We start from the raw sequence: 23,164 nt of genomic DNA, 5'->3' as shown, positions 1-23,164 counted from the left end.
GTAGGAGATAGACGATGTTTAAGGGCATGTTTCAACATATGCCGATACGGGCAGGCTAGAGCGGCTAAGGACATTTCGGATTTACAGGTAAGAAAAAACCCGACATGGCGTCGGGCTTTGGTCCAGAAGGTGTCAGTGTTAGCTCAGTATATGGCCCTGATCCTGGATGATCGCCTCATCCAGAGCTTCCAGCAGCGCTTTACGCACTTTCAACTTGGTGTGCTTGTGGGCGTTCATATTGATCTTCTTCAACTGGCGCGCCGCTTCCAGGGCCGCGGCGTGCAACTCCTCGGGTGCCACCACTTTGTCGAGGAAACCGGCCTGCAACGCGCCCTGCGGATCAAACATCTCGGCATTGATCACCGAGCGGTGAAACGCCGATTTACGCAAACGATCCCGCGCCAACTCGATGCCTGCGTGGTGCATGGTCATGCCGATGGCCACTTCATTCAGACCGATGCTGAACGGGCCTTCCACGCCAATCCGATAATCGGCCGACAACAGCAGGAACGCGCCCTTGGCCACCGCATGCCCAGGGCACGCCACGATCACCGGGAACGGGTGCGACAACAGACGCCGCGCCAGCGTCGAGCCTGATGTCACCAGGCTGATGGCTTCTTTAGGCCCGGCCGTCATCACCTTCAAATCATAACCACCCGACAGAATCCCCGGCGTGCCGGTGATCACCACCACCGCCCGATCCTTCTCGGCCTGGTCCAGCGCTGCATTAAATTCACTCACCACGGCCGGAGAAATGGCATTCACCTTGCCATTGCTCAACGTCAGGGTCGCGATACCGTCTTCGAGGTGGTAGGCAATCAACTCACTCATGACGCGGTTCCTTGTAGGACTTGTTATAGAGAATGCAGCAGACGTTACCCACCACGCCCGCCCCGGTAAAGCGCCGTGACTGACTGCCCAGTCAGCCTTTCGCCGCCTCCCTGCCCGAAAAGCGCCTGCGGCAGGGCACAGCACCCAACCTGGACCCCCTCGGCCCTGCCTGAGATTGGCACAATCACCACCTGCACCGGGCCGATTCCGGCATAACGGTCTAAGCGCATGAAAATTCTGAAAAAAACCTTTGCCATCAGAAAGGCTTTCGACTACATTAGCGCGCCTCGACAGACTGAACTGGTTTGACGAGATACGGTGAAGTGTCCGAGTGGCTTAAGGAGCACGCCTGGAAAGTGTGTATACAAGAAATTGTATCGAGAGTTCGAATCTCTCCTTCACCGCCAAATTCGCAAGGCCCCGGTAGTTAACAGCTCCGGGGCTTTTTGCTGTCTGGCTCCCACAAAGCTCGCCCGAAACGCGTACACCGGACGAGTACACCGCATGGTTTTAGCTATGACCCGACCTACCCTGGATTCCCGTGGGGTTTATCAGTTTCGACGCAAGGTTCCCAAGCACCTTATTGCGGTTGTGGGCAAGGTGGACTGGAAGCGAAGCTTGAGCACCCGTGACCCCGACGTTGCTCTCCGTAGAGCCCGTGCTGTCAGTGAAGAGTGTGCCCAGGTATTCGCGCTTGCGCAGGGGATATATGACGGTGGCGTGCGCTTGGATGCTTCAGACGTTCAGCAGTTAGCCGCCCGTTGGTTTCGGGAGGAGCTGTCGCAGTTGGAAGCCACTGGGGAGTACTGGCGCTGGCTTGTCGAGGAGACTGATGATGCACTTAGCGCCCAGAGCGGTGAGCCCATTGGTGGGTACTTCAGTACGTTCCAGTCCGTAGTCAGTGTGGATTCCGCCGCCGACGTCAGCAGGCTAACCCTTCCTTTTATCAATTCGATGTTGGAGGTAAACAAACTTCCTCCTACTGTTGTTGGGACGGCCCTGCACGCACAGTTGGCCGAAGCTTTCTGGTCCCACCTTTGTGACCTTTCCACGCTTTGCCTGGCCCGCTCAAACTCCAGTGGTCGTTATGTCGCTGCTCCCATGATAGCGCCAGTTGCACCGCTTTCTTTCGAGCGCGCGTCGGCTACCAAAGTGAAGGGGCGCACCCTCCTTGCCGTTTGGGAGGCCTACAAGACAGACCGTCTTGCCAGTAAAGGCGCTGCTACGGCCACCACTCTTAACGACTACAGGGGGATCGTTCAGCACTTCGTCGAATTGTTCGGTGATATTCCCGTTTCCAGTTTCACAAATGAACTTGCCCAGGAGTACAGGCTGAAGCTCGCCCGAACTCCAGTTAGTAAAGGGGTAGGTATTCGTGGAATGGACGCGGTTCAGCAAATCGCTTTAGCGGATGCTCAGGACCTGCCACGGATTAGCCCTGCCACCACACAGAAGCGCCTTCGAGTCATGTCGTCCATCCTGGCGTTCGCCAAGGACATGGGGTGGATTCAGGTTAACCCAATTGTTGACTCCGGCGTTTCCAAGCGTGTATCGCGGGACATTAATAAAGCGGGTGGCAGTCGCCGTCGCAAGGACTACACGCGGGATGAAATAAAAACTATCTTGTCCAGTCCAGTATTCGTTGCGGACTGGAAACCTCAGCTTACGGACCTTGGTCGGGCGCTTTACTGGATGCCGCTGTTGGCTGCCTACACGGGGGCCCGTCAGAACGAATTGGCTCAACTTTACGTCCGTGATGTGCGTCAGGCTACTGGGGGGATTTACTACCTGAGTATCCTTAATGATGAGTCCGACGATGACGATGGCCGACGGGTTAAAAGCGTCAGCAGCCGACGGGATGTTCCGCTCCATCGGGATTTGTTGGAGCTGGGTTTTGGTGCCTACGTGGATTCTTTGCCTTCGGCGGGGCAGTTGTTCCCCAGGTTGGCGCAGGATGCAGGCGGGAAGTTCGGTCAGTCGTTTGGCCGACACTGGGGGCCTTACTTGGTTAAGGTCGTTGGTCTTGATAGTCCAGCTGCTCCGATGCACGGCTTTCGCCATGCGTTCAAAACCATGTGTCGAGGGGCGGGAATTCCAGACGACGTTCATGAGGCCATCACCGGCCACAGTGGTGGGACGGTAGGGCGGTCTTACGGCAGTATGCCTTTGACCCGCATGGCGGAGGAGCTAAACAAGTTCCCGCGCCTGGCCCTGGAGGCGGGGTTGCTCAAGTAACGCATGTGGTACATGCCTACCAGCTTGCGCTGGCCAGCTTCCAGGACAACCACTTTCGAATAGCCGTCAGCGGTGAAGGTTTCGTCAAACAGGACGCCCTTGAACTTGGCGTAAGGGGTCCAGTGGCCTGGCTTCTTGTGCAAGTACTGCATGTCATACAGGCGGGTCTGTACGGCGTTGATAGAGACGCCAGGCAGCTTGCGGCAGAAGTCCACAATTCCCAGGGCCTTACGCTTAGCCAACGCCTGGCCCACTTCAGCGGCCGGGGCGATTCGCTCGATGTGTGCAGCCTGGACGGCCGACATGCTGGCGAGCTGGTCACGTTCCTGGGTCAGTCGGTCGACCTTCCTGGACATGATGTTCATTGCCCGCATGACCAATTCGTCTTCGGACAGCTCGCCGGTCGCTACCTTTTCTTCGCCCAGGACATAGGCGCCGTCCTTGCGGATTGCCGGGAGGACTACCCGCGTAACCCAATCCTGGAAGGCGCGGGCTTCAGGCTTGTCCGACCGCATGACCAGCTTGTAGAGGCCGGACTCGCTGATTAGCTTCACGGTGCTAGTCCCTCGACCACTAGCAGGTCGCACCTTTCCTAAAGACAGTTCGTCCTGGGCCAGGCGTCGGTAGTGGTTCTGATAGGAGCGGTTTTGGCCGTCGACCTTCAACCCCAGGCAGTCGCACACGTCACCGGCAACAAACCACGGCTGGCCGTTCTGCTCGATGACGCGGACGTCCATCTGGCCAAAGGCGAAGTTTTGCACCTGGTTCATGCCGTCTCCTCCAACACCGGCCGGGTGATGTGCAACCGGCGCATAAAGTGCTGCATATAAATCAGCGTCTCCAGGGAGCCTTCAGGCTTCGCGTCGGCCATGCTGGCACGTACCCGCTCGATGTCGTCAGCGTCATAGCCTTCCACTTCCAGTTGCTCCTGGAACAGCTCCAGGATTTGCTCGATGCGGCGGCTCATTGGACGTCACCGACCAGGGCGCGGATGTTGGTTGCCGCTTGCGTTGCCGCTTTGGCTTCATCACGGAGGGCCACAGCTTGGTTGTCCAGGTCTTCAGCCTGTTCCATCTTGGCGTCGGCCTGGGCGTGGTTTGCGTGGCTTGAACTGTTGTCTACACTGGCAAAAAAGGACGCAGTGGAGATAGTTATGGAAAACGACGACGACCCTGGCTGGGATGACGCATACCTGAAAACGATGGCGCGCCTTTGCGTTGAATACGGAGACGCCTTGAGGGAGTACTACAGCGCCAGGGAGCAAGGAAGCCCTGAGGTGGTTGCCCGCTTGGAGCTTGTCGTAGTCGAGAAGTGCAACGTCATGCAGGCGTGCATGGAGCGTTACGTCGGAGGCGCTGGGACCGACCTCCATTGACCTCTGTTGAAAGCGACAGGGGGGTAGAGATACAAGCCCCAACCTCCCCGCCAGTGATTACGCTGTTGCGTTAGCCCTCGTCAGTTGCGAAACGCACTCACCGGTAGCCCCCCGGCACGCCAGGCCGTCGGCGCGCTCGTTACCTGGATCGCCGTTGTGACCTTTGACCCAATGGAAGCGAATCTCGCGCTTCAGCATTTCTTGGTCTAGCAACTCCCATAGGTCCCGATGTTCGACCGGCGTCTTGTCCGACTTTCGCCAGCCCCTGGCCTTCCAGCCCTCCAGCCATTCCATAGCGCCTTTGACGACGTATTGGGCGTCAGAGACGATGGTGATAGCTGCCCCAGGCTTACAACGTCGGAGCGCCATTAGCGGCGCCAGAAGCTCCGCACGACTATTGGTTTGACGTTGGTCTGAAGGTACCGGCCCAGCAACTTCCAACGTATCCCCTTGGGGGTTAGTGATGTAGGCGCCCCAGCCCGCTTTGGCGTTGGGTTTACCGTTGTTCGGGCAGGCGCCGTCGACGTAAGCAATGTACGTGGTCATGGATTGATGTCCTTTGTATTCGAGGTTAATTCGCTGGAGGCCGCGCCGCTGCGGGGCTGCGACCCTTTCCTGTCGATAGGAGGTGTACAAATTGAACAGTTGATGCTGAGAAGCCCGTTTGGCATGGGCTGGAGGGGACCGCGCTAGAAGTCGGCCATCCTGTTTTTCCAGTCAGCCAGTAGATCGTCACTGAGAGCTTTGAGGTAGACCCGTATGGCCTCGCGTGACTCGGCGCAGGCAGTTTCCTGAAAGGCGTTGCGGACGGCGTCGAGGTGGTCAATCGCGACCCATGCGTTTCTTGGGGGAGGTAGTGCACGGATAATGTCCTCGTCCCCCTTGGCCCTTCGATTGGCGTCCCCGTATTGGTTGAACAGTTTCTTGAAGTCCTTCTCCATCCAGCCCCGGATGGTAGTATGTGGTCGGCCTAAATCCTGAGCAATTTCCCGGTAGGACTTCAGCCGCCCTCGGCCCATCTTGTGACGGCCAGTGCGAATGTAGACCCTGAAAACCTCCCGCAGCTCACGCGTCTTGAGGGGGAGTCCGTGGGTTAGGTTGGCAGTGGCTGCCATCCATTGAGCTTCGTGCCTGGTTGTTTCGGTGATGACTGCCTCCGCTTCCACGTAACCCAGGTAATCCAGGGCTTCGGCTCGGTGATAGCCGTCAACAAGACACGGGACGCCGTCAACCAAAGCAACTTGGAGTGGTGGTAGTTCCTGCCCCGCCTTGATAGCTGTTGCGTATCGTTGAACCGTGTGGAAGCAGAGCTTCGCCCGTACTTGGAAGTCTTTGGAGCGGCAGAGTTGCGCAATGGTGACTTTTGCTGTGGTGGAGGTGGTGGCTGTCGTCGTGGATAAGTTTCCCATGCGGCCCCCTTACAGCTCGATGGCGCGGGGGACGATGACGTTACCTGGACGCCTAACGGGGCCTACCTGGAGCCAGTACGGTGCGGCGTTGTCGGGGACGGCCAAATCCAGGAGGTCGGCGTCCTTCCAGTGAAGACCCGCTACCAGGGCGAGCTCGATGGCTTCGGCTAAGCGGACGTCGCGTCCTTTTTTCTTCACCAGACACTGGGCCAGTTGCGCCAGACGTTGGACGTGGTCACGGCGTATATGCAGATTGAAGCGGACAAGGGTGGAGGGGATATTGCGGTACATGGATAAATGTTCCTTGGAAGCGGGATGGCAAACACAGACGCCCCGCCTCAGTTGTCCGGGCAGGGTGAATTGTGCGTAGGGATCCATTGTTGAGATGTCGCCGGACAGGAAGCCGGTATGGTTAGACAAGGAAGGGCCCTAATTGCCGCTTTTATTGCTGAAGCCCAACAGGGGAGCGGTTAAGACCGGAATTCCGCCCTGGATACCTAGGTACCGCCAGGGTTAGTGATGACCTACAAATTCTGGCGTCAGTATGCTTGCGCCTGGAGCTTCTTTGCCCGGATGACCGTGGACGTGCTGGTGCCGGTGGTCTCGGCTGTTTCGCGGATGCTCATGCCCTTGGCAAGACACGCGAGTATGCGCTTGTGCTTGTCCTGGTCGATGGGCTTACCCTGATAGCGCTTCTCCTCTTTGGCCTTCTCGATGCCCTGGCGTTGACGCCTGATACGGTCTTCATAGTCCTTCCTGGCTACAGCGGCGAGCATGTCCAGCAACATGGCGTTCACGGCCTCTATGACGCGCCCTGTGAAGGCGTCTGCGGCGTTGTTCGTAGTAGTCGGGGCCATTGCCATGTGCGAAGTCGGCAAGTCCAGAGAGACCACCTTAACGCCCTTGGCCTTGATGATAGTTAGGAGCTGTTGCCAGTCTCCTTCGGTCAGGCGTGATAACCGGTCAACCTGTTCGACCAAGAGGACGTCCCCCGGCTCGGCTACCTCCAGGAGTCGGAACAGCTCCGGGCGCTGGAGCGATGCACCGCTTACGTTCTCGGTGTAGTAAAGGACGCGGGAGTGGCCGTGTTGGACTGCGAAGTCCTTCAGTTGCTGCTTGGCGCGGTTGGCGTCCTGGTCTGCTGTACTGGCGCGGAGGTAGGCGTGGATAAGCATAGCGGGCAGCCCTTGTTGTCGTTGAAGTGGTGTCACTATGCATGTTGTCGTATACATGGTCAATACAACCTAAGCGATAACACCTTGACTGGCCTCCAGCCGTTGCCGATGAAGTATACCCTTGCGCCCACGTCCTCGATTCCTAAATGCCTGGCGGTATAAAGGCGTCGACAGTGCGCAGCGAACCTACGCTGCGTTCTTTCTCTGGGTATTGATGTAAGTGTGTTCGGGAAGGCCAGGCCCGTTACTCAGATGGTTTCTTCATTGACAGGTGGCCGCGCACTGAACACTGGTAGCGGCCCTTCAGAAAGTGAGGTCGATGGGGGGGGGGGGGGACGCGCCTTGTCCTTATTACTTAAAGGCGGACAGATTTTTCGCTATAATACATCCGTACAGTCTCTGTTGGTCGCTCGCTGTGCTGGACCTAGCCGGTTCGACTGGCACCCTTCGTAATCATGACGGACAGAAACCGACCATAGGCTGCCCGTCGCATCAGGTAGAACAAGAACCCTAGCGCCTGTTGGCGAACGACAGCACCTTGCCAAAAGCGAACATGAAAGTTTGACCTGAGGGGCTGGAGCCGGCTTGCCGCGGCGAATCCTCTAGATGGAATGGTTAAGACTCACGCTGCTGAACAGATTCAGATTGGATGAAGTACGTGGCAGGCCCCCTCCGCCCAGCCATAACTTTAGAGCGAAGTTCGTCGCCGCGCCCCTCCCAGACCTCAAAATTAAAGGTGCAATCTCGCTTTTGTAAGTCTTTAATGAGCCTGCCCACAAGGTCTGCGTTGATGCCCTTGCCTCGAAGTGCTTTTTGTACACCGATCTTCGTTGCCGTAACGAGCAGCACAGAACACGGCTCTTTTAGTTGATCTACACATGAAATCAGACCCTCAATGATGCAGCGGTTGACAGTCGTATTTTGCAGCTGTTGGTGTAGGTACTTGGTGTTGCCGTTGTACTCAAGCAGCGACTCCGCCGTGCCGAGGCGTGTGGTAGTGTCGCAGCTACCTACAGAGTAAATGGATATTGTCTTCATTGGTTCTGGCGTCGGAAACAGTGTTAGTAAAGTAAGGCCCAATGCAGCCAAGCCGCTCCTTGCTGTAGGGTGTCAGTCTGGATCGATATGTTAGATTACATGCTGACATGGCAAGTCCTCATACCCTATATATCCTGTAGCCTGCGTCATTTGCAAATCGAGCGATGCTCGACCTTCATTAAGCGTACGACTAAACCATCTTGCATGACTAAGCTGAACGCGATCTATGCGGCAGCCACGCCGTAAGCTAAGTAGTCCGCGGCGTCGGCAGGAGCGTCAATATCTCCTCGAAATACGCGTATGGGGCGTGCCCATATTTGCGCGCCTGCTCGATCAAAATCATCGTCGAGGTGGTGCGTTTGCCACTGCGCAGCGATACAGCGAACAGCCAATTTTTGCGACCCCAGGGCCCACGGTCTTATCTGGTTTTCACACCAGTTATTGTCTAAGGTAGAGCCCCGTCATCAAAATCGCGCGACAGCGCCGCCCAGTGTTTACGGCGGTAGTCCAGGGCTTTGCCGATAGCCGAATCGGTGTGCACGATATTGCGCTGGTCAACCATCCATTCGTGCAGCGTATCCATTACCGGCACTGCCTTTTCGTCCCGTATTGGTCGGCGTAGATCCGGTTCCAGATCTTTAATTTCTCGCTCGATTTAGTGCTTCAGAGCCTTCCGCTCGCTGAAAAATGTGCAGAGAACCTCGCCAAAAATATCTGAACAGGTCTCCTGAGTAACTGAACATTAGGCTTGACAAAAGCTCGCGCCCAAATAAAATATGGTCCTCTTTACGCGTTTTAGGAGCTTTCGAGCTCTAGTCCGGTGTATAGCCAGACTCTAATTTATTGAACGGTATTAGTTGCGACGAAGGCTCGCGTGGGCTTCACTCGTCGTACTCGTACCTCGCACTCCTCGCAAACCCCACGCGAGCCTTCGCCGCTATATCTTTGGTAAAGAGAACTTCCTGGAGGCGCAACCAAGTGCCATGGACTAGGGCCAAATAAAGTGACCTTGAAGTACGACGATAAAAGACTTGAGTCGCTAGCGCATATTTCTCTCGAAAATTCCCGTATCGTCCTGACACATCCAATTCTTTTTCTCTGCGGCGGCCAGGTAGACGTTAAATCACCTGCGCCGATTTCTGTTAGAGGAGCGCTTGTTGAGTATTTGCACAAAGCCCAATGTCATCTCGCGGACAGTATTACTCTGGCTGAAGACTTTCAAGACTGGATTCATGATGCAGTTTATAAGGATCTATTGGCCTTTGAGAGTGACATCGCTCACATATCATCCCTGATCGTTATAATTCTCGAAAGTCCGGGTGCGCTAGCTGAGCTGGGGCTGTTTGTGAAAAACAAAGCTCTAAAAAACAAAATATTGGTTTTTGTAAGACAAGATCATTATGAGGAAAGCTCCTTCATCAGACTTGGACCGTTAAGATATCTACAAGACATAAAAGTAAGTAGCGTCTGCTCATATCCATGGGATGATGGTGATCTGGTAGGAACCCTTTCCTCCTCATTGAAAGAAATGAGAGAAGATATTTTGAGTGCGGTATCAAACCGAGATGGTTCAGAGGCGTTCAATATAGATAATGAGGGGCACATAGCCTTCGTAATCTATGAGGTTGTGAAAGTTTTCAGGGCTTTAATGTTCATGGAAATTGAAAGCTACCTTCAAGCTATCAAAATCAAAATTTCAAGGGATAAGCTGAAAAGACTTCTTTTTCTCCTCGGGAAGTTCAAGTTGGTTGACAGCTCAACGAGAGGGCATGTCGACTATTATTATGTTACTCTCGATGTGGTTATGGTGGAGTTTGCGGGTAGGTTTGAACCGACCAAAGTGAAGCTCGCAGCACAGCAGTATTATGCGACTAATGATGGTGAGGCAAAAAGAATGCATATTATTCAGTCCGCCTATGCTAAAGCTGTTCCCGAACCGGTTGTCTTACCAGCGGGGGCGGAGTAATGCTGATTCTAGAAGAGCTGGCAAGTAAGCTGTTTATTAGTACAGCAGAATTAGTAAGCTTTGTGAACACTGCGCCTTACCGATATAAGGTATATTCAATCCCCAAAAGGAGCGGTCGAGGGACTAGAATCATTGCGCAGCCTACGGAGGTGCTAAAATTAATGCAGCGCATGGTCCTCGATAGTTACTTAAAAGGGCTTCCTGTCCATGATTGCGCTACAGCATACAGAGATGGCGTGAGTATCAAGGAGAACGCTACCGCGCATCTGGATAGCAAATATCTTTTAAAGATGGATTTTTCAGATTTTTTTCCGTCTATAGGCCCGGGCGACCTTATTTTACACATAAAGAGACATCGAGAAAGTATCGCTCGAGAAGATGCGTATGCGGTAAAGAAAATCTTTTTCTGGGCTAAAAAGAAAGATCCTGTGCACAGGCTAAGTATCGGCGCACCATCATCACCTTTTATCTCGAACACCCTAATGTATGAGTTTGATTGCAAGGTTTTCGAAGCGTGCAGTCGCATAAGTGTCAGATATACACGGTATGCAGATGATCTTACATTTACTACTAATGCTCGGGGTGTGCTGTCGGGGCTTCTCGATGTAATTACTACAATTTGCGCCGAGATTGAGTACCCAACTTTAAGGATAAATTCCGAGAAAACGGTTTTTTCATCAAAAGGTAACAATCGTCATGTCACAGGTCTTGTATTAACAAACGACAACAAGGTGTCTCTAGGCCGGGAGAGGAAAAGGTATTTTAGGTCGTTGATACATAGGTATTCACTCGGTGGGATGTCTGGTGAAGATATCTACGCACTCAAAGGGAGGCTGGCATTCGCAAAGCATGTAGAGCCCGCATTTTACCATTCTGTCGTTCAGAAGTACGGTGCTGAAGTCGTTGCCTCTATTATGGCGTTCCAAATTTCAGAGTAAAGGACATGTCCTAGGTAAGAAGTTTTCCCTGAAAAACCTTCAATCATGACTCCCAATCGCTAAAGCTTAATGTGTCAATCCGAAGTAGAATAGAGTTAGCGTGAAGTACGCTATCATTGTATTCGTTGTGGCGGCAATCATGTATCGATGGTTGAGATTTCTTACATTCGTAAAGCAGCATCGAGTGTCTTTCAAAAACTTTAGAGATATGACAATTGTTTTTAAAATCTTGCAGGGTTAATTATTTAACTGAAATTTTAAAATTTCTGATGTTTTGAGGCTTTCAAATAGCCTAAGAGCTAGAAGTCGTGGCGGCAGTGAAGAGCAATTCTTTCTCTATCAGTGCTAGGCAAGAATAATCGTACCGTCCGAATACAATTCGGAATGTGGAAACGATAAGTCTGGCGTACCGACGATGAATGTAGCAAAATTCCGAGATACGAAAAAAACCTGCGGAATCGAATCGACGTTGGTTCGCACAAGGAAGAGCATGGAAAATATTAAAGTCTTCATTTCTTATAGCTGGGACAACGCGGAGCATATTGCATGGGTTAAAAAGCTTGCAGACTCTCTAGAGGAAATTGAAGAAGTCACCGTCACTTGGGATGGGTACGACCTCGACAGCCTAGTCGACAAAAATTATTTCATGGAGGCTGGTATCCATGACGCGAACTATGTGCTAGTCATTACCACGGCAAAGTATAAGGTCAAGGCGGATGACCGCACACACGGTGTTGGACTTGAGACGTTTCTTGCCACGGCTGTGCATTGGGATGGTTTACTCCGAGATAAACGCAGCAAAGTCATCATGCTTAGCCGTGAAAAAAATTCTACTCCGCGCTACTTAGAGGGGCACTTCCATCTAAATTTCGAGGATGACGCACAATTCCCTAAGCGACTTGAGGAGCTGCTTGGGTTGCTACAAAAGCGAACTTCGGCTGAGCGTCCAAAGAAGCGTCGGAGCCTAAGTTCATTCGCTGAGAGTGGCTATGACTTCGCTCGGGTTGAAGAGATCATTCAAGTTAACCATCCCAATCGCCGTGCCATTGTGGATAGCGCTGGGGGGACCGATTTTTCTGGTAGTAACAGGGTCAAATACGAGCTATGGGAAACAAAATCCCCGGCATTAAATTACTTTCTCGCATTGCACGCGAGCGGCACCATTAAGCAGAGTGCACAGCATGCAGCACGCCAGCTTTTAAAAGCTGGTCTGAGTCCGGCTGATATCACCGTCCTCCGACCGCGTGTTGCACGGCCTGAGCAAGAGCTTATTACACGTTCGTTCGCGGAGGAGGGTCTAGCTACTCGTACACACGAGTGTACCTACAAGGAATATATCTGGGACTATTGTATTGACGCATCCTTGAAAAGGATTGAACCTCCAAGTCCTATAGAAAATTACACTAATCAAGCACTTAGTTATATGAGTAGTGAAAGTGGTGAATTGGCTCGTACCGAATCCGCTTTAGATTTTATTGTTGATGCATTACATAAAACTTCCAAGGTGGCGGCTCATTTAATCGTAGCTCCTGGAGGAATGGGTAAGACATCTCTTTGTTTGTCTGCTGCCAAGCGTTTACATTTTCGCGAAGATTTACGATCGTCTGTGATTCTCATACAAGCAGAATCAATCAAAAAATATGTTTCAGAGCGGGGTTTGGCTCAGTCTCGAATTGACAATATTTATGACTTGTACGAGCTCTACGCTAAATATCAAGGCCAGTCACGATTATTCGAAAGAGCGACGTTCGATTTGGCTGTTGTATGTGGAAACCTTTCAGTAATTATCGACGGTTTGGACGAGTTAACTACTCTTTTTCAAGAAAGGTTTGATGTCAATGCTTTTTTAGAGTCACTTAAGCACTTGCATGATCAACTCGGAAGCTCACATGTTTTGTTAACGACACGCAATAATGTAGTTGCGGAAGAAACGAGACTTGAAGCTTTGGCGATCGAACGATACGAACTCTTGGGTTTTGACGCCGAGAGTTGTAAGAGATACGTCAAGCGTCGACTGTCAGCCTACTCCTCCTCAGGCGCCATGGTTGACAAGGTTATGGACCAGATCGCTAAAATTCGGATGCGTGACGAAGAAGGTCGGATTATTCCATTTTTAGCCGATATTTCTACAACAGTGGTCGAAGATGAGCTGCGTGAAGGTAAAACGGATGCGTTTGAAGTGTCAGATGATTCGACTCCTTATCCGTCTAACAACGGTGTTATTGACCATATTATATACTCCGTGCTTAGGCGCGAGCAAACTCGTCACGAGTTGGAAGTCCCTGTAACAGAAGTTGTCGAACTTATATCGGACCTTGTGGTGGATTTTGGCAAGCGCTGGCCTATTGCTGAGATGTTTGAGCGACTTCAGATTTTATATGAGGCTAGAGCCACATCGATCTCATCTAAGCTTGCGTTGAATCCATTACTTACTGTTAAGGATGACCAAATAGAACTACGCTATTCGTTTTTAGGCTCGTACTTCGACGTGCTTTTGATGCTTCGCGGCCTAGAGCGCGCTCGCCTTGAGAGGACCGCAATCAGGGCATTCTCGCGTCTGGACCTAGAAAGTGAAGAGTCGAAAGACCTTAAGATGTTTTTTAAGATGAATATTCAGGATGTTGAGAATGCACTCACCTCGATTATCCCAAGTGTCCGCGACTATGCTATTGCTGAAGTGTCAGCCAAAAATACTAAAGCAGATGTTGAGTATTCAAAAGGTGCGATAGCAAATATCTTGAGTTTGTATTTTTCGACTCAAAAGCTATCAGTGCACGATGCCACTAAAAAATTACTTTTGTTTTTTGGCTTAGGTGAGCAGGAGGCTGTCACTAGTCGCACGATTACTGGATTATATCTAAAGGGTGAGTTTCCCGTATTAGATTTTTCCAACCTGCTTGTCACTCAATCAAGATTTCACGGCTACCAAAACCTAATGGCGTGCCGATTCAATGAATCCAAATTCTTGTACTCTATATTTGAAGACTGCGCTAATTTTTCAATTAAGAATACGCAACTTGATCCATCAATGATAGACATTACATGTGATATAGGAGATTTGCGCGAAGCTTTCGCTGTGGCACATGGAGCCAAAGCAGAAGAGAAAGTGATGATTTATTCCGAAGTCGATCGCTTCTTGCATTCGTTCTTCCGTGGTGATCGTTTCATTGATAACCGTAGGCAGTTTATAAAGTTCTCTAATAAAGTGCCAGGGCTAGGTCAGGATAAGTTTGATCGATTGATAGCGGAAGGATATTTCATCCATACCAAAGCCAAAACAGTCGCCAATTTCTATGAGGTCGCTCCTGAGTTCAAGCCGAGCGTTCGCAGATTTTTAAGCAATGCTTATCCCGACGGAAAAATTAAGCGTTTCATTGCATATGTGAGTTAGTCGAGGTGATGTGCTAGACGTCTACATGGGTGCATCCGTCTCAACGCGCTGGTGACTGAGAACGGATGCGCTGAATGATTTGTTGGGTAAATAGTGAGTGAGAGGTTTGAAGGCTCAGGGTGTTCCCCAATCAGGTGATAGAGGGGGGAATCGCCTCCATCAATCTACGTCGGTCTGAATGCATCCCATAACGAGTCGGTATTGGCGATCCTTACTTATAACCACAGCCCGGATTTTGCCGTTTTCTACCTGTTACCAATTAGCGATTAGACCATCAGATGCCAGTAGCTTGTCATGCGTACCCTCCATGCGTACACTTTGATCTCTGCGGCAACGCTGTAGATCACGTAAATACTGGGCTTTGTCGGTCTTCGATAGAATCGAGAGTTCGAATCTCTCCTTCACCGCCACATTCTGAAAACGCAAACCCCTGATTTTCCTAGAGAAAGTCGGGGGTTTGTGTTTTTTTGCGTCTGAAAAATGGCCATATGGGACTGATATGGGGCTGGGGGCCCTCTATTTGGTGCGCAAATTGAGCTCACCTGAATGGGCCATGAACGGCAAAACCGACACAGCCGAAGAAGAGTTTCAACGCTAATCTCAGCGTCTTTCAGTGCGGCCCGAAAAAGCTCCGCAAGCTATTCATTGACACAGGCGGTCACCTTGGCTATTGGCTTGTGGTGGCCGGTGCCTTAACAATCAAGTAAATCCGCGCGATCAGCCAACATCTGGCGGCACCGATTTTTTACGACGGCAACAGCTTTGCCGCGCTCTGAAACCGCACACTTTTTTTTGACAGTTTCGTGGCGGGTACTTCCGAATCTCTCCGTCACCCCCCATTAAGTAAACACAAACCCCCGGTTTTCCTAGAAAATGCCGGGGGTTTGTGGTTTATGGCGTCTGAAAAGTCGCGCCGGGCCCGGACGAGAACTGATTGCAAGGACGGTTCAAACTTTAACGCCCGTGCTTGCCATTCTCCTGCCCCATCCGGACTGCCTGATATGCCCGCCCAACCGAAGCCCAAGCTCAACCTGCGTATTCTGCTGCTGATCTTCGTCGTGCTTTCTGCCGTTGCCACGCTGGCCAACAGCTTTTGGGTGATGTTCAAGATTCGCAAGCAGGAGCTGATTGAGAATGCGTTGGAGGTTAATAAAGCCTATGCCGCTCGGATCGCCGCCAGTGTTGAGCAGGTGTTGCGTTCTGATCTGGATAAGCTGAAATACGGTTCTGCGGTCATTGGCAAAACGTTTGACGACAAGCATTCCCTGGCAGCAGAAACCCAGCGTCTGTTCGGGCAGGACGCCAGTTTTAACGCGGTGCTCATTGCCGACGCCGCCGGCACCATTATTGCCTCAGCCCCCGAGGACCTCGGTCTGAATGGCCGGACGCTGCAACACAAGGCACCTCTGAGGCTGCGCACGCCGATTATCAGTAACGCGTTTGAGTCCATGGCCGGCAATCTGGTGGTGTTTATTTCCCATCCTGTATTCGACGTGAAGGGCGAGTACCTGGGGCTTATCGGTGGCAGTGTTCGCCTTGAGCAGAGAAATACGCTTCAGGCGTTGATCGACACTAACGTGCGCAAGGATGGCGCGCATCTCTATTTGATCGACAGTGCGCGTCGGGTGCTCTATCACAACCAACCTGAGCAGATAGGCGACATTGTGGGGCAGGGGGCAATTGTCGACGCGGCGCTCAGCCAGGAAACGGGTACGTTGCAGGCGCCCGATGAGCAGGGGGTGGAAATGCTTGCGGGGTTCGCCAAAGTGCCCAGCAGTGGCTGGGGTGTGATCTCGCAGCAGCCGATCGAGAATATCCAAACCATCCTGCGACAAACCATGGTCAAGGTGGCGCAGGGCATCGCGCCGCTTGCGCTGTTTGGCATCGTCCTGATCTGGTGGCTGGGGGCACGTATCTCGGCGCCGTTGTCCCGGCTCGCCGACTGCGCCAAACGCCTGGATACGCCGGACAGCTACGAACGGATCAGCGCAGTCCCGGCGCGTTATTTTGAAAGCTGGCAGATTCGCCGGGCGCTGCTGCTGGGGGCGACCCTGCTTCAGGAAAAGATCGGCAAGTTGAACCAGCAGGCACAGACCGATGCGCTGACAGGGCTGGCCAACCGGCGCGCTATGCAGGAGATCCTGGCGCGCTGGCAGGACGCCAACAAAGCATTCGCGGTGGTGTCCATGGACATCGATCACTTCAAACGGGTGAACGATACGTTTGGTCATGGGGTGGGCGATCAGACGCTGAGGACCATTGCGGCACTCATGCAGCAAAACTCCCGCTCCAACGATTTGGCCTGTCGGGTTGGAGGCGAGGAGTTTGTGCTCTTGTTGCCGAACAGTTCGCTGCAGACCGCGGCCGAGGTCGCAGAGCGACTGCGAGCTTCTATTGCCGCTGCGGATATCGATACGGTCGGGCACATCACTGTGTCCCTGGGGGTGGCGCTGTGGAGCCCCGGTGGAGATCCGATTTCGGCCGTGCTTGAGCGGGCCGACCAGTTGTTGTACCAAGCCAAACAAGACGGCCGTAACCGTGTCGTGGTGGAGCAGGCGCTGATAGCGCGGCTTAATGCCGATGCCGGTGATGCACGTCCGGAAAATGCGCATGACTGTGCCTGATCGGCGTGTGCACGTGCACATGGCTATGGGGCGCCTGCGGGTCCCATTCAAACCCATGCTCGTGCTGGTGATGTTCATCGTGCACATGGCGATGCCCGTGTTCCGTGGCTTCATGCAGATGCTCATGGGCATGCCGCTCGCTCAGGTGCAGCCACACGCCCACGGCCATCAGGGCTGAGGCCACCCAGAACGCTACCGTCACCGACTCCCCCAACACAAAAAGCGCAATCGCGGCACCCAGGAACGGCGCCGTGGAAAAGTAGGCGCCTGTGCGTGCGCTGCCCAATCCCCGCAGCGCCAGCACGAACAGCACCAGGCTGATGCCATAGCCCAGAAACCCCACCCACAAAATCGGCGCCAGTTGCGCCACGCCGGGGATCTGCGCGCCGAGGTACAGGGCCAGCCCGCCGTTCACCATCCCGGCGATCAGGCCCTTGGCCCCGGCGATAAACAGCGCGTCAGACGCCGACACTTTGCGGGTCATGTTGTTGTCGATGCCCCAGCACAGGCAGGCGAGCGCCACCGCCAGCGGTCCTGTCCAGTCATGGTGGGTGCTGGCGCCTTCAGGCCAGGACAACGCGACGCCGCCCAGTACAATCGCGGCCATCCCAAGGACGATACGGCGGTCGGCGTTTTCCCTGAAGACCAGCCAGGCGATCACCGCAGTCAACACCGATTCCAAGTTGAGCATCAGCGAAGCGGTTGCGCCGGTGGTGCGGGTGAGGCCAAACATCAGGGCCACCGGGCCGAGGATGCCACCGAAGGCAATGGCGCCGAGCAGCCAGGGCCATTCGGTGGGGGTGAGACCGGAGGGTTTCCAGCCACGGTCGCGGACGAGGCGCACGCTGGCGAGTCCGATGCCGCTGCCCAGGTAGAGCAGACCGGCGAGCAGTATGGGAGACAGACCCAGGCCGAGGCTTTTGGCCAGTGGCGTGCTGGCGCCGAACAGGGCGGCGGCGGCCAGTGCGTACATGATGCTGAGGTTCATGGGCTCGTCCTCTGAAGGTCGGCCCATGATACGTCGCAGGCGTTGAGTAACGCCCGGCGATTTTACTGCGCGGTTTTCAGCTTGATCACGTCACCCGAAATCTTGGTGGTGTAACCACTCAGTACCCAAGCCCAGAACCAGTTTTCCTGCACCTGGGTGTTGATCAGCGCGTCGCCGCCCTTCGCCTTGATGGCTGCATTCTGAGCCCGCACGAAGCGGCTGTTCTGGCCGATCGGGATAACACCGAACAGCATGATGCCGGTGGCGCTGGCTTCACTGTGGCCCAATACGGTGTACTGGCTGCTGTCGTATTGCGGCGATTTGATAGCGGTGCCCGTGCAACCTGCGAGGGCGAAACCGAGAACAGCGGCTGCGACTACTTTACTGGCGTACTTCACTGCGTAACTCCATGGGCTGAATATCGAGATCCAATTCTCGAAGGCGCGCTACTGTAGTCGCCGCGATGCCAGATTGAAATATTTTGCTGACAATTTCATCTGCGCGCCTGCACACGCTCCAGACAGGTCAGAGCTTCAACCACGCCAGGCTCCCCAGCAGCACCGCCACGCCGCCGGCCGTATACGCCATGCGCTTGAGCCACTCTTTGCGCGTCAGCAAGGTAATCGCCGCCAGCGAAATCGCGATCTGAATCGCCGTCATCGCCTGGGCCCAGCGGTGGTGCTGGTGCAACGCCTGTTCGGACTTTTCATTCCACTCCCGCGACGTGGCTTCAAGCGTCTCGGCCTGTTTGCGCACGTCTTCCTTCTGGTGTTGGTAGCGCTCGATTTCATCCTTGTAATGTGCGGCGTCCACGCCAGGAATATGAGTGGCCAGCTCTGCCAGGTTCTGCCGGCTGGATTTGGCCTGGTAATAATTCCACTGGTTGGCCGCTTCGGTCTTGAAGATGGCGGCGTTGTTTTTGTCCATCGCCGCTTCGCTTTCGGTGGAGCCGGCCTGATAACTGAGCATGGCGCCGAGGGTGGCCATCAACGCGGTCATGACGGCGATGCGGCTGGCGAAATTATCCCCTCGCGCGTGGGCATGTTCGGTGGTGTGTTCGAGATGTTTTTCGTGGGGGCTGGGGACTTCGAAGGCTTCGGACATGGCGGCGGCTATGAAGGGAGTAAGGGAGACTGATTCTTCACCAGTGCAGCTGTCTCAAGCCTGTACGTAACGCCGGATCAGCCGCGCATACACGGCCATATTGATTAACAGCACCAGCGCGCCCAGGCCCAGCTGGATCTGCGGGGTCAGCCCGGCCGGGTAGATCAGCGTGAGCAGGTAATGCTCGATAAACCCACCGCCATACCCGTCCAGGCCGGCCAGGTGGCGGAACAGGTTTTCCCAGCGCGTGAGCGGGCAGGGCAGGTGCAAGACTTCGACCGCCACACCCCATGCTGCGGCGGGCAGGTGCAGCCAGATCACCGCCCGCCATTTGAGCGCCAGCAGGCCGCCGAACAGTACGAACAGGATGAAACACAGGTGGAACAGCACAAGGCTGTCGGCTGCGAGACGGTAGAGCATGGCGTGCGCTTCGAAAGGGGAGGCGCACAGTCTAAAGGGTTGCCCGCAGGTCGGCGTGGCCGTTATTGTGCTGAATCCTTTTAGTCCTTCCCCCCAAGGATCTGTTGTGATGAATGCACCGCGTACCGCTGCTCCGATCAAGGCTGTGATTTTCGACATGGACGGGTTGTTGCTCGACACCGAAGGCATCTACACCGAAGTCACGCAGATCATCGCCGAGCGCTATGGCCGCACCTATGACTGGGGGATCAAGCAACACATCATTGGTCGCGGCGCCCAGGACCTGGCGGATTACGTAGTCAAGGCGCTGGACCTGCCGATCACACCGGCTGAGTTTCTGCAGATCCGCGAGCCCTTGATGAGCGAGCGTTTCCCCAAGGCCCTGGGCATGCCCGGTGCCGAGGCGCTGGTGCGGCACTTGAAGGCGCACCACATTCCAATTGCCGTGGGCACCAGTTCGTCGCGCCATTCGTTCGGCCACAAGACCACCCTGCACCGTGAGTGGTTCAGCCTGTTCGACACCATCGTCACCGCGGACGACCCCGAAGTGGGGGCCGCCAAACCCGCGCCGGATATATTCCTCACCGCCGCGCGCCGCCTGGGCGTGGCACCCCAGGATTGCCTGGTGTTCGAAGACTCGCCGTTCGGTGTCACTGCTGCAAAGGCCGCCCACATGACCGCCATCGCCGTGCCCGATGAAGCCATGGCCGACAGCAAATACCAGCATGCCGACCAGATCATCCGCAAGTTGGCGGATTTCGATCTGGCCGCGTATGGCCTGCCGCCGTTTGCCTGATTGATCACGATCAAACTGTGGGAGCAGGCCTGCCGGCTCCCTCGTTCGGTCATGCGCTGAAGCCACCATCGATGGTCAGGCTGGCACCGGTGATGTAGCCGGCTTCCGGGCCTGAAAGGTAAGCCACGAAACTGGCGATTTCCTCCACGTGCCCATAACGGCCCACCGCCATCAAGTCCATCAGGCTCGCGGCAAACTCACCGCTTGCCGGGTTCATATCGGTGTCCACCGGCCCTGGCTGCACGTTGTTGATCGTAATACCCCGTGGTCCCAGATCCCGCGCCAAGCCCTTGGTCAGGCCCACCAGCGCGGCCTTGCTCATCGCATACGGCCCGCCACCGCCAAATGGCATGCGCTCGGCGTTGGTGCTGCCGATGTTGATTACGCGACCGCCTTCCCCCATATGCTCGGCGGCGGCCTGGGTGGCGATAAAGACGCTGCGTACGTTGATCGCCAGGGTCTGGTCGAAGTCTTCCAGCGTGAAGTCTTGCAACGGGGCGATGGCCAGCACGCCGGCGTTGTTCACCAGGATATCCAGGCGTCCAAAGGCTTCGACGGTGGCGTTGACGGCGCGGCGAATGGCGGCGGCGTCGGCGCTGTCGGCGTGAATCGCCAGGGCTTGGCCGCCTTCGCCGATCACACTGTTTTGCAGTGCTTGGGCCTTGGCCGCAGAGCTGACGTAGGTAAAGGCCACGGCTGCGCCTTGGGCGGCGAGGCGCTTGACGATGGCGGCGCCGATGCCGCGAGAACCGCCTTGAATCAAGGCGACTTTGCCGCTGAGGTTGAGTGGGGTCATGTCGATCTCCGAGCTGTTCAAGGCGAAATGCCCTGTTGTTGGCGCCGAGTATCGACCTCGCCCCTCTCAACCGGTAGACGGTGATTGCTATAGTCTGTGTAAACCAAAAGTTTAGAGTGGGCCGATATGGAGAGCTTTGGCAGTATCGAATGCTTTGTGCGCAGTGCCGAAGGCGGCAGCTTTGCCGAAGCCGCGCGGCACCTGAGCCTGACTCCGGCAGCGGTGGGTAAAAGCGTGGCCAAGCTGGAAGCGCGACTGGGTGTGCGGCTGTTCCAGCGCAGTACGCGGCGTCTCACATTGACCGAAGCCGGCAAACGGTTCTTCGAGGAAGTCAGCGGCAGCCTCATCACCATCCAGAACGCTGTGGCCAACCTGGCCAGCGCCGAAGGGCGGCCGGTGGGTACGCTCAAGGTCAGCATGGGCACGGTGTTCGGCAATCGCTATGTGGTGCCGTTGCTGGGGGAATTCATGGGGCGCTTCCCGGATATCAGCCCGGACTGGCATTTCGATAACCGTCAGGTCGACTTGATTGGCCAAGGGTTCGATGCCGCCATCGGCGGTGGTTTTGAACTGCCCCAAGGGGTGGTGGCGCGCAAGCTGGCACCCGCGCACCGGGTATTGGTGGCCTCGCCGGATTACCTGGCAAAGCGTTCGCCAGTGTTGGCGCCGGAGGACCTGGCGCGCTGCCTCGGCATCCTCATCCGCTCACCGCAGACCGGCCGGGTGCGCTCCTGGCAGTTGACCAGTCTTGAGCGTGAGCATCGCCCGCTGGTGCTCAAGCCCGGCATGACCATGAGCGACTCCGAAGCTGCCTGCTGCGCCAGCGCCCAGGGCCTGGGCATTGCGCTGGTGAGCATGCCCATGGCCGTGCCGTTCCTGGACAGTGGCGCTGTGGTGCGGGTGTTGCCTGACTGGTATGTGGACGACGGCAACATTTCCATCTATTACGCCGAGCACAAACTGCTGCCCGGCAAGACTCGCGCATTTGTGGACTTCATCATCGAGCAGTTTGCCTCGAAGGCTCTGGGGCAGCGTTTCAGCGCTGTTTGACGTCGTGGCCATCGCGGGCAAGCCCGGCTCCCGCATTGGAATTGGATCAACTGTGGGAGCCGGGCTTGCCCGCGATACAGGCGCCTGGGTCTACCGCCCGAACGCACTCGGCCAACCGATGACCTTCTTCGGCCGCGGCGTGGCGTAGGTGCGAATCTTCGACGTCGACAACCCCAACCGCACCAACGACTCTGCAATGGTCACCGCCGCCGTCACGCCGTCCACCACCGGTACGCCGGTGCGCTGGCGAATCTGTTCATCCAGCCCGGCCATGCCGCCGCAGCCCAGGCAGATCACCTCGGCCTTGTCTTCGCTGATCGCCAGTTCGGCCTGACGCACGATGGCTTCCATGGCGGCCATCGGGTGTTCTTCCAACTCCAGCACGGCCATGCCGCTGGCCCGCACCGAGGCGCAGCGCTGGTACAGGCCGGCGAGTTTGAGGCGGTCTTCGATCAGCGGCACGGTGCGGTCCAGGGTGGTCACCACCGAATACGCGTGGCCGAGGAACATGGCGGTGCTGGCGGCGGCTTCGGTGATGTCCACCACCGGCACGTTCAACAATTCCTGCAGGCCTTCGCGACCGTGTTCGCCGTAGCCGGCCTGGATCACCGCGTCGAACGGCTGGTCGTAGGCCGTCACCCGGTCCATCACGGCGATGGCCGCCAGGTAGCTTTCAAAATTGCCCTCCACCGATTCGGCGCCGAAGTACGGCGTGAGCCCGACAATTTCGGTGCCCGGTGCGGCCACGGCCCGCGCTTGCGCGGCAATGGTGTCGGTGATGGAGGCGGTGGTGTTGACGTTGACCACGAGGATACGCATGGAGTGTCCTTGATTAATGACTGACGTTGTCGACTGCAATGCTTTCGCCGCTGACATCGGCGTAGAACGGCTGGCGCTTGGCGATGAGCCCGTACAGCAGCCCTGCAATACCGGCGCCAAACAGCCAGGAAAACGGCGAGACACTGGCGAACCCAGGCAGCAGCGCCAGCAGGATGGCGATCACCGCCGCAGGAATAAACGCCGCCACC

At 55.3% G+C, this 23,164-nt stretch carries 22 protein-coding genes, 1 tRNA gene and 2 pseudogenes; 9 read left to right on the top strand and 16 right to left on the bottom strand.

The features are described from left to right. Positions 1–138: 138 nt before the first annotated feature. Entirely contained in the window at positions 139–831 is a 693-nt protein-coding gene (locus tag KZX66_RS25220) for a crotonase/enoyl-CoA hydratase family protein (RefSeq protein ID WP_248083923.1), read from the bottom strand. Between the two features lie 317 nt (positions 832–1,148). On the opposite strand from KZX66_RS25220, the gene KZX66_RS25215 reads away from it, so the two are divergent. Beyond that, a tRNA-Ser gene (locus KZX66_RS25215) sits at positions 1,149–1,238 on the top strand. 109 nt (positions 1,239–1,347) lie between these two features. Continuing rightward, positions 1,348–3,066 carry a site-specific integrase gene (locus tag KZX66_RS25210; protein WP_248083922.1) on the top strand — a complete coding sequence of 573 codons (1,719 nt, stop codon included), beginning with the start codon at positions 1,348–1,350 and terminating at the stop codon, positions 3,064–3,066. Here the strand turns inward: KZX66_RS25210 and KZX66_RS25205 are convergent. Together KZX66_RS25205 and KZX66_RS25200 are read right to left on the bottom strand one after the other, a co-directional pair. Then, on the bottom strand, positions 2,982–3,836 hold the full coding sequence (locus KZX66_RS25205) for a BRO family protein (protein WP_248083921.1): 855 nt from the start codon (positions 3,834–3,836) through the stop codon (positions 2,982–2,984). The genes KZX66_RS25210 and KZX66_RS25205 overlap by 85 nt on opposite strands. After that, on the bottom strand, positions 3,833–4,033 hold the full coding sequence (locus KZX66_RS25200; RefSeq protein ID WP_248083920.1) for a hypothetical protein: 201 nt from the start codon (positions 4,031–4,033) through the stop codon (positions 3,833–3,835). The genes KZX66_RS25205 and KZX66_RS25200 overlap by 4 nt, the downstream gene beginning before the upstream one ends. A gap of 186 nt (positions 4,034–4,219) precedes the next feature. Here KZX66_RS25200 and KZX66_RS25195 point away from each other — a divergent pair, with 186 nt between their 5' ends. Then, positions 4,220–4,441 (top strand): hypothetical protein, encoded by a 222-nt coding sequence (locus KZX66_RS25195; protein ID WP_248083919.1) that lies wholly within the window; start codon positions 4,220–4,222, stop codon positions 4,439–4,441. A gap of 57 nt (positions 4,442–4,498) precedes the next feature. On the opposite strand, the gene KZX66_RS25190 is transcribed toward KZX66_RS25195, so the two are convergent. The 6 genes and pseudogenes from KZX66_RS25190 to KZX66_RS25165 form a co-directional block, all read right to left on the bottom strand. Further along, entirely contained in the window at positions 4,499–4,987 is a 489-nt protein-coding gene (locus KZX66_RS25190; RefSeq protein WP_248083918.1) for a ribonuclease H, read from the bottom strand. Between the two features lie 143 nt (positions 4,988–5,130). Further along, positions 5,131–5,850, bottom strand: coding sequence for a ParB N-terminal domain-containing protein (locus KZX66_RS25185; RefSeq protein WP_248083917.1), 720 nt, complete (start codon positions 5,848–5,850; stop codon positions 5,131–5,133). Between the two features lie 9 nt (positions 5,851–5,859). Further along, on the bottom strand, positions 5,860–6,141 hold the full coding sequence (locus KZX66_RS25180) for a hypothetical protein (protein WP_248083916.1): 282 nt from the start codon (positions 6,139–6,141) through the stop codon (positions 5,860–5,862). Between the two features lie 248 nt (positions 6,142–6,389). Then, complete coding sequence (locus tag KZX66_RS25175; protein ID WP_248083915.1) at positions 6,390–7,025, bottom strand: recombinase family protein; 636 nt, start codon at positions 7,023–7,025, stop codon at positions 6,390–6,392. Between the two features lie 615 nt (positions 7,026–7,640). Beyond that, a complete protein-coding gene (locus tag KZX66_RS25170) occupies positions 7,641–8,114 on the bottom strand; it encodes a hypothetical protein (RefSeq protein ID WP_248083914.1) in 474 nt (157 codons plus the stop codon). Positions 8,115–8,310: 196 nt separating this feature from the next. Then, positions 8,311–8,724: pseudogene (locus KZX66_RS25165) on the bottom strand (transposase); the annotation flags it as partial. A gap of 348 nt (positions 8,725–9,072) precedes the next feature. Here KZX66_RS25165 and KZX66_RS25160 point away from each other — a divergent pair. The 4 genes from KZX66_RS25160 to KZX66_RS25145 all read left to right on the top strand — a co-directional run bounded on the left by KZX66_RS25160 (position 9,073) and on the right by KZX66_RS25145 (position 16,982). Then, complete coding sequence (locus tag KZX66_RS25160) at positions 9,073–10,029, top strand: retron St85 family effector protein (protein ID WP_248083913.1); 957 nt, start codon at positions 9,073–9,075, stop codon at positions 10,027–10,029. Continuing rightward, positions 10,029–10,967, top strand: coding sequence for a retron St85 family RNA-directed DNA polymerase (locus KZX66_RS25155; protein ID WP_248083912.1), 939 nt, complete (start codon positions 10,029–10,031; stop codon positions 10,965–10,967). Before KZX66_RS25160 ends, KZX66_RS25155 begins: the two co-directional genes overlap by 1 nt. A gap of 490 nt (positions 10,968–11,457) precedes the next feature. Continuing rightward, positions 11,458–14,358, top strand: coding sequence for an SEFIR domain-containing protein (locus KZX66_RS25150; RefSeq protein WP_248083911.1), 2,901 nt, complete (start codon positions 11,458–11,460; stop codon positions 14,356–14,358). 1,001 nt (positions 14,359–15,359) lie between these two features. Next, positions 15,360–16,982, top strand: coding sequence for a sensor domain-containing diguanylate cyclase (locus KZX66_RS25145; RefSeq protein ID WP_248083910.1), 1,623 nt, complete (start codon positions 15,360–15,362; stop codon positions 16,980–16,982). On the opposite strand, the gene KZX66_RS25140 is transcribed toward KZX66_RS25145, so the two are convergent. The 4 genes from KZX66_RS25140 to KZX66_RS25125 form a co-directional block, all read right to left on the bottom strand. Beyond that, on the bottom strand, positions 16,930–17,970 hold the full coding sequence (locus KZX66_RS25140; protein ID WP_248083909.1) for a DMT family transporter: 1,041 nt from the start codon (positions 17,968–17,970) through the stop codon (positions 16,930–16,932). The two genes, KZX66_RS25145 and KZX66_RS25140, sit on opposite strands and share 53 nt — an antisense overlap. 62 nt (positions 17,971–18,032) lie before the next feature. Next, the gene (locus KZX66_RS25135; RefSeq protein WP_248083908.1) at positions 18,033–18,368 is read right to left on the bottom strand and encodes a hypothetical protein; all 336 of its coding nucleotides are present in this window, start codon (positions 18,366–18,368) and stop codon (positions 18,033–18,035) included. Positions 18,369–18,495: 127 nt separating this feature from the next. Beyond that, positions 18,496–19,074 (bottom strand): DUF4337 domain-containing protein, encoded by a 579-nt coding sequence (locus KZX66_RS25130; RefSeq protein WP_248083907.1) that lies wholly within the window; start codon positions 19,072–19,074, stop codon positions 18,496–18,498. A gap of 54 nt (positions 19,075–19,128) precedes the next feature. Next, positions 19,129–19,494: a DUF2784 domain-containing protein gene (locus KZX66_RS25125; RefSeq protein WP_248083906.1), complete on the bottom strand. Its 366-nt coding sequence runs from the start codon at positions 19,492–19,494 to the stop codon at positions 19,129–19,131. 109 nt (positions 19,495–19,603) lie between these two features. On the opposite strand from KZX66_RS25125, the gene KZX66_RS25120 reads away from it, so the two are divergent. Next, the gene (locus KZX66_RS25120; RefSeq protein ID WP_248083905.1) at positions 19,604–20,290 is read left to right on the top strand and encodes an HAD-IA family hydrolase; all 687 of its coding nucleotides are present in this window, start codon (positions 19,604–19,606) and stop codon (positions 20,288–20,290) included. Positions 20,291–20,339: 49 nt separating this feature from the next. Here the strand turns inward: KZX66_RS25120 and KZX66_RS25115 are convergent, their stop codons facing one another. Further along, positions 20,340–21,086, bottom strand: a complete 747-nt coding sequence (locus tag KZX66_RS25115; RefSeq protein ID WP_248083904.1) for a 3-oxoacyl-ACP reductase family protein — start codon at positions 21,084–21,086, stop codon at positions 20,340–20,342. Between the two features lie 126 nt (positions 21,087–21,212). Here KZX66_RS25115 and KZX66_RS25110 point away from each other — a divergent pair, with 126 nt between their 5' ends. Further along, entirely contained in the window at positions 21,213–22,136 is a 924-nt protein-coding gene (locus KZX66_RS25110) for a LysR family transcriptional regulator (RefSeq protein WP_248083903.1), read from the top strand. Positions 22,137–22,226: 90 nt separating this feature from the next. Here the strand turns inward: KZX66_RS25110 and KZX66_RS25105 are convergent, their stop codons facing one another. Both KZX66_RS25105 and KZX66_RS25100 read right to left on the bottom strand, forming a co-directional pair. Then, positions 22,227–22,955, bottom strand: coding sequence for an aspartate/glutamate racemase family protein (locus KZX66_RS25105; protein WP_248083902.1), 729 nt, complete (start codon positions 22,953–22,955; stop codon positions 22,227–22,229). 13 nt (positions 22,956–22,968) lie between these two features. After that, positions 22,969–23,164: pseudogene (locus KZX66_RS25100) on the bottom strand (NCS1 family nucleobase:cation symporter-1); the annotation flags it as partial.

Source organism: Pseudomonas sp. EYE_354 (assembly GCF_023148575.1).
Classification (GTDB): Bacteria; Pseudomonadota; Gammaproteobacteria; order Pseudomonadales; family Pseudomonadaceae; genus Aquipseudomonas.
This window is presented reverse-complemented; position numbering and strand designations above follow the sequence as displayed.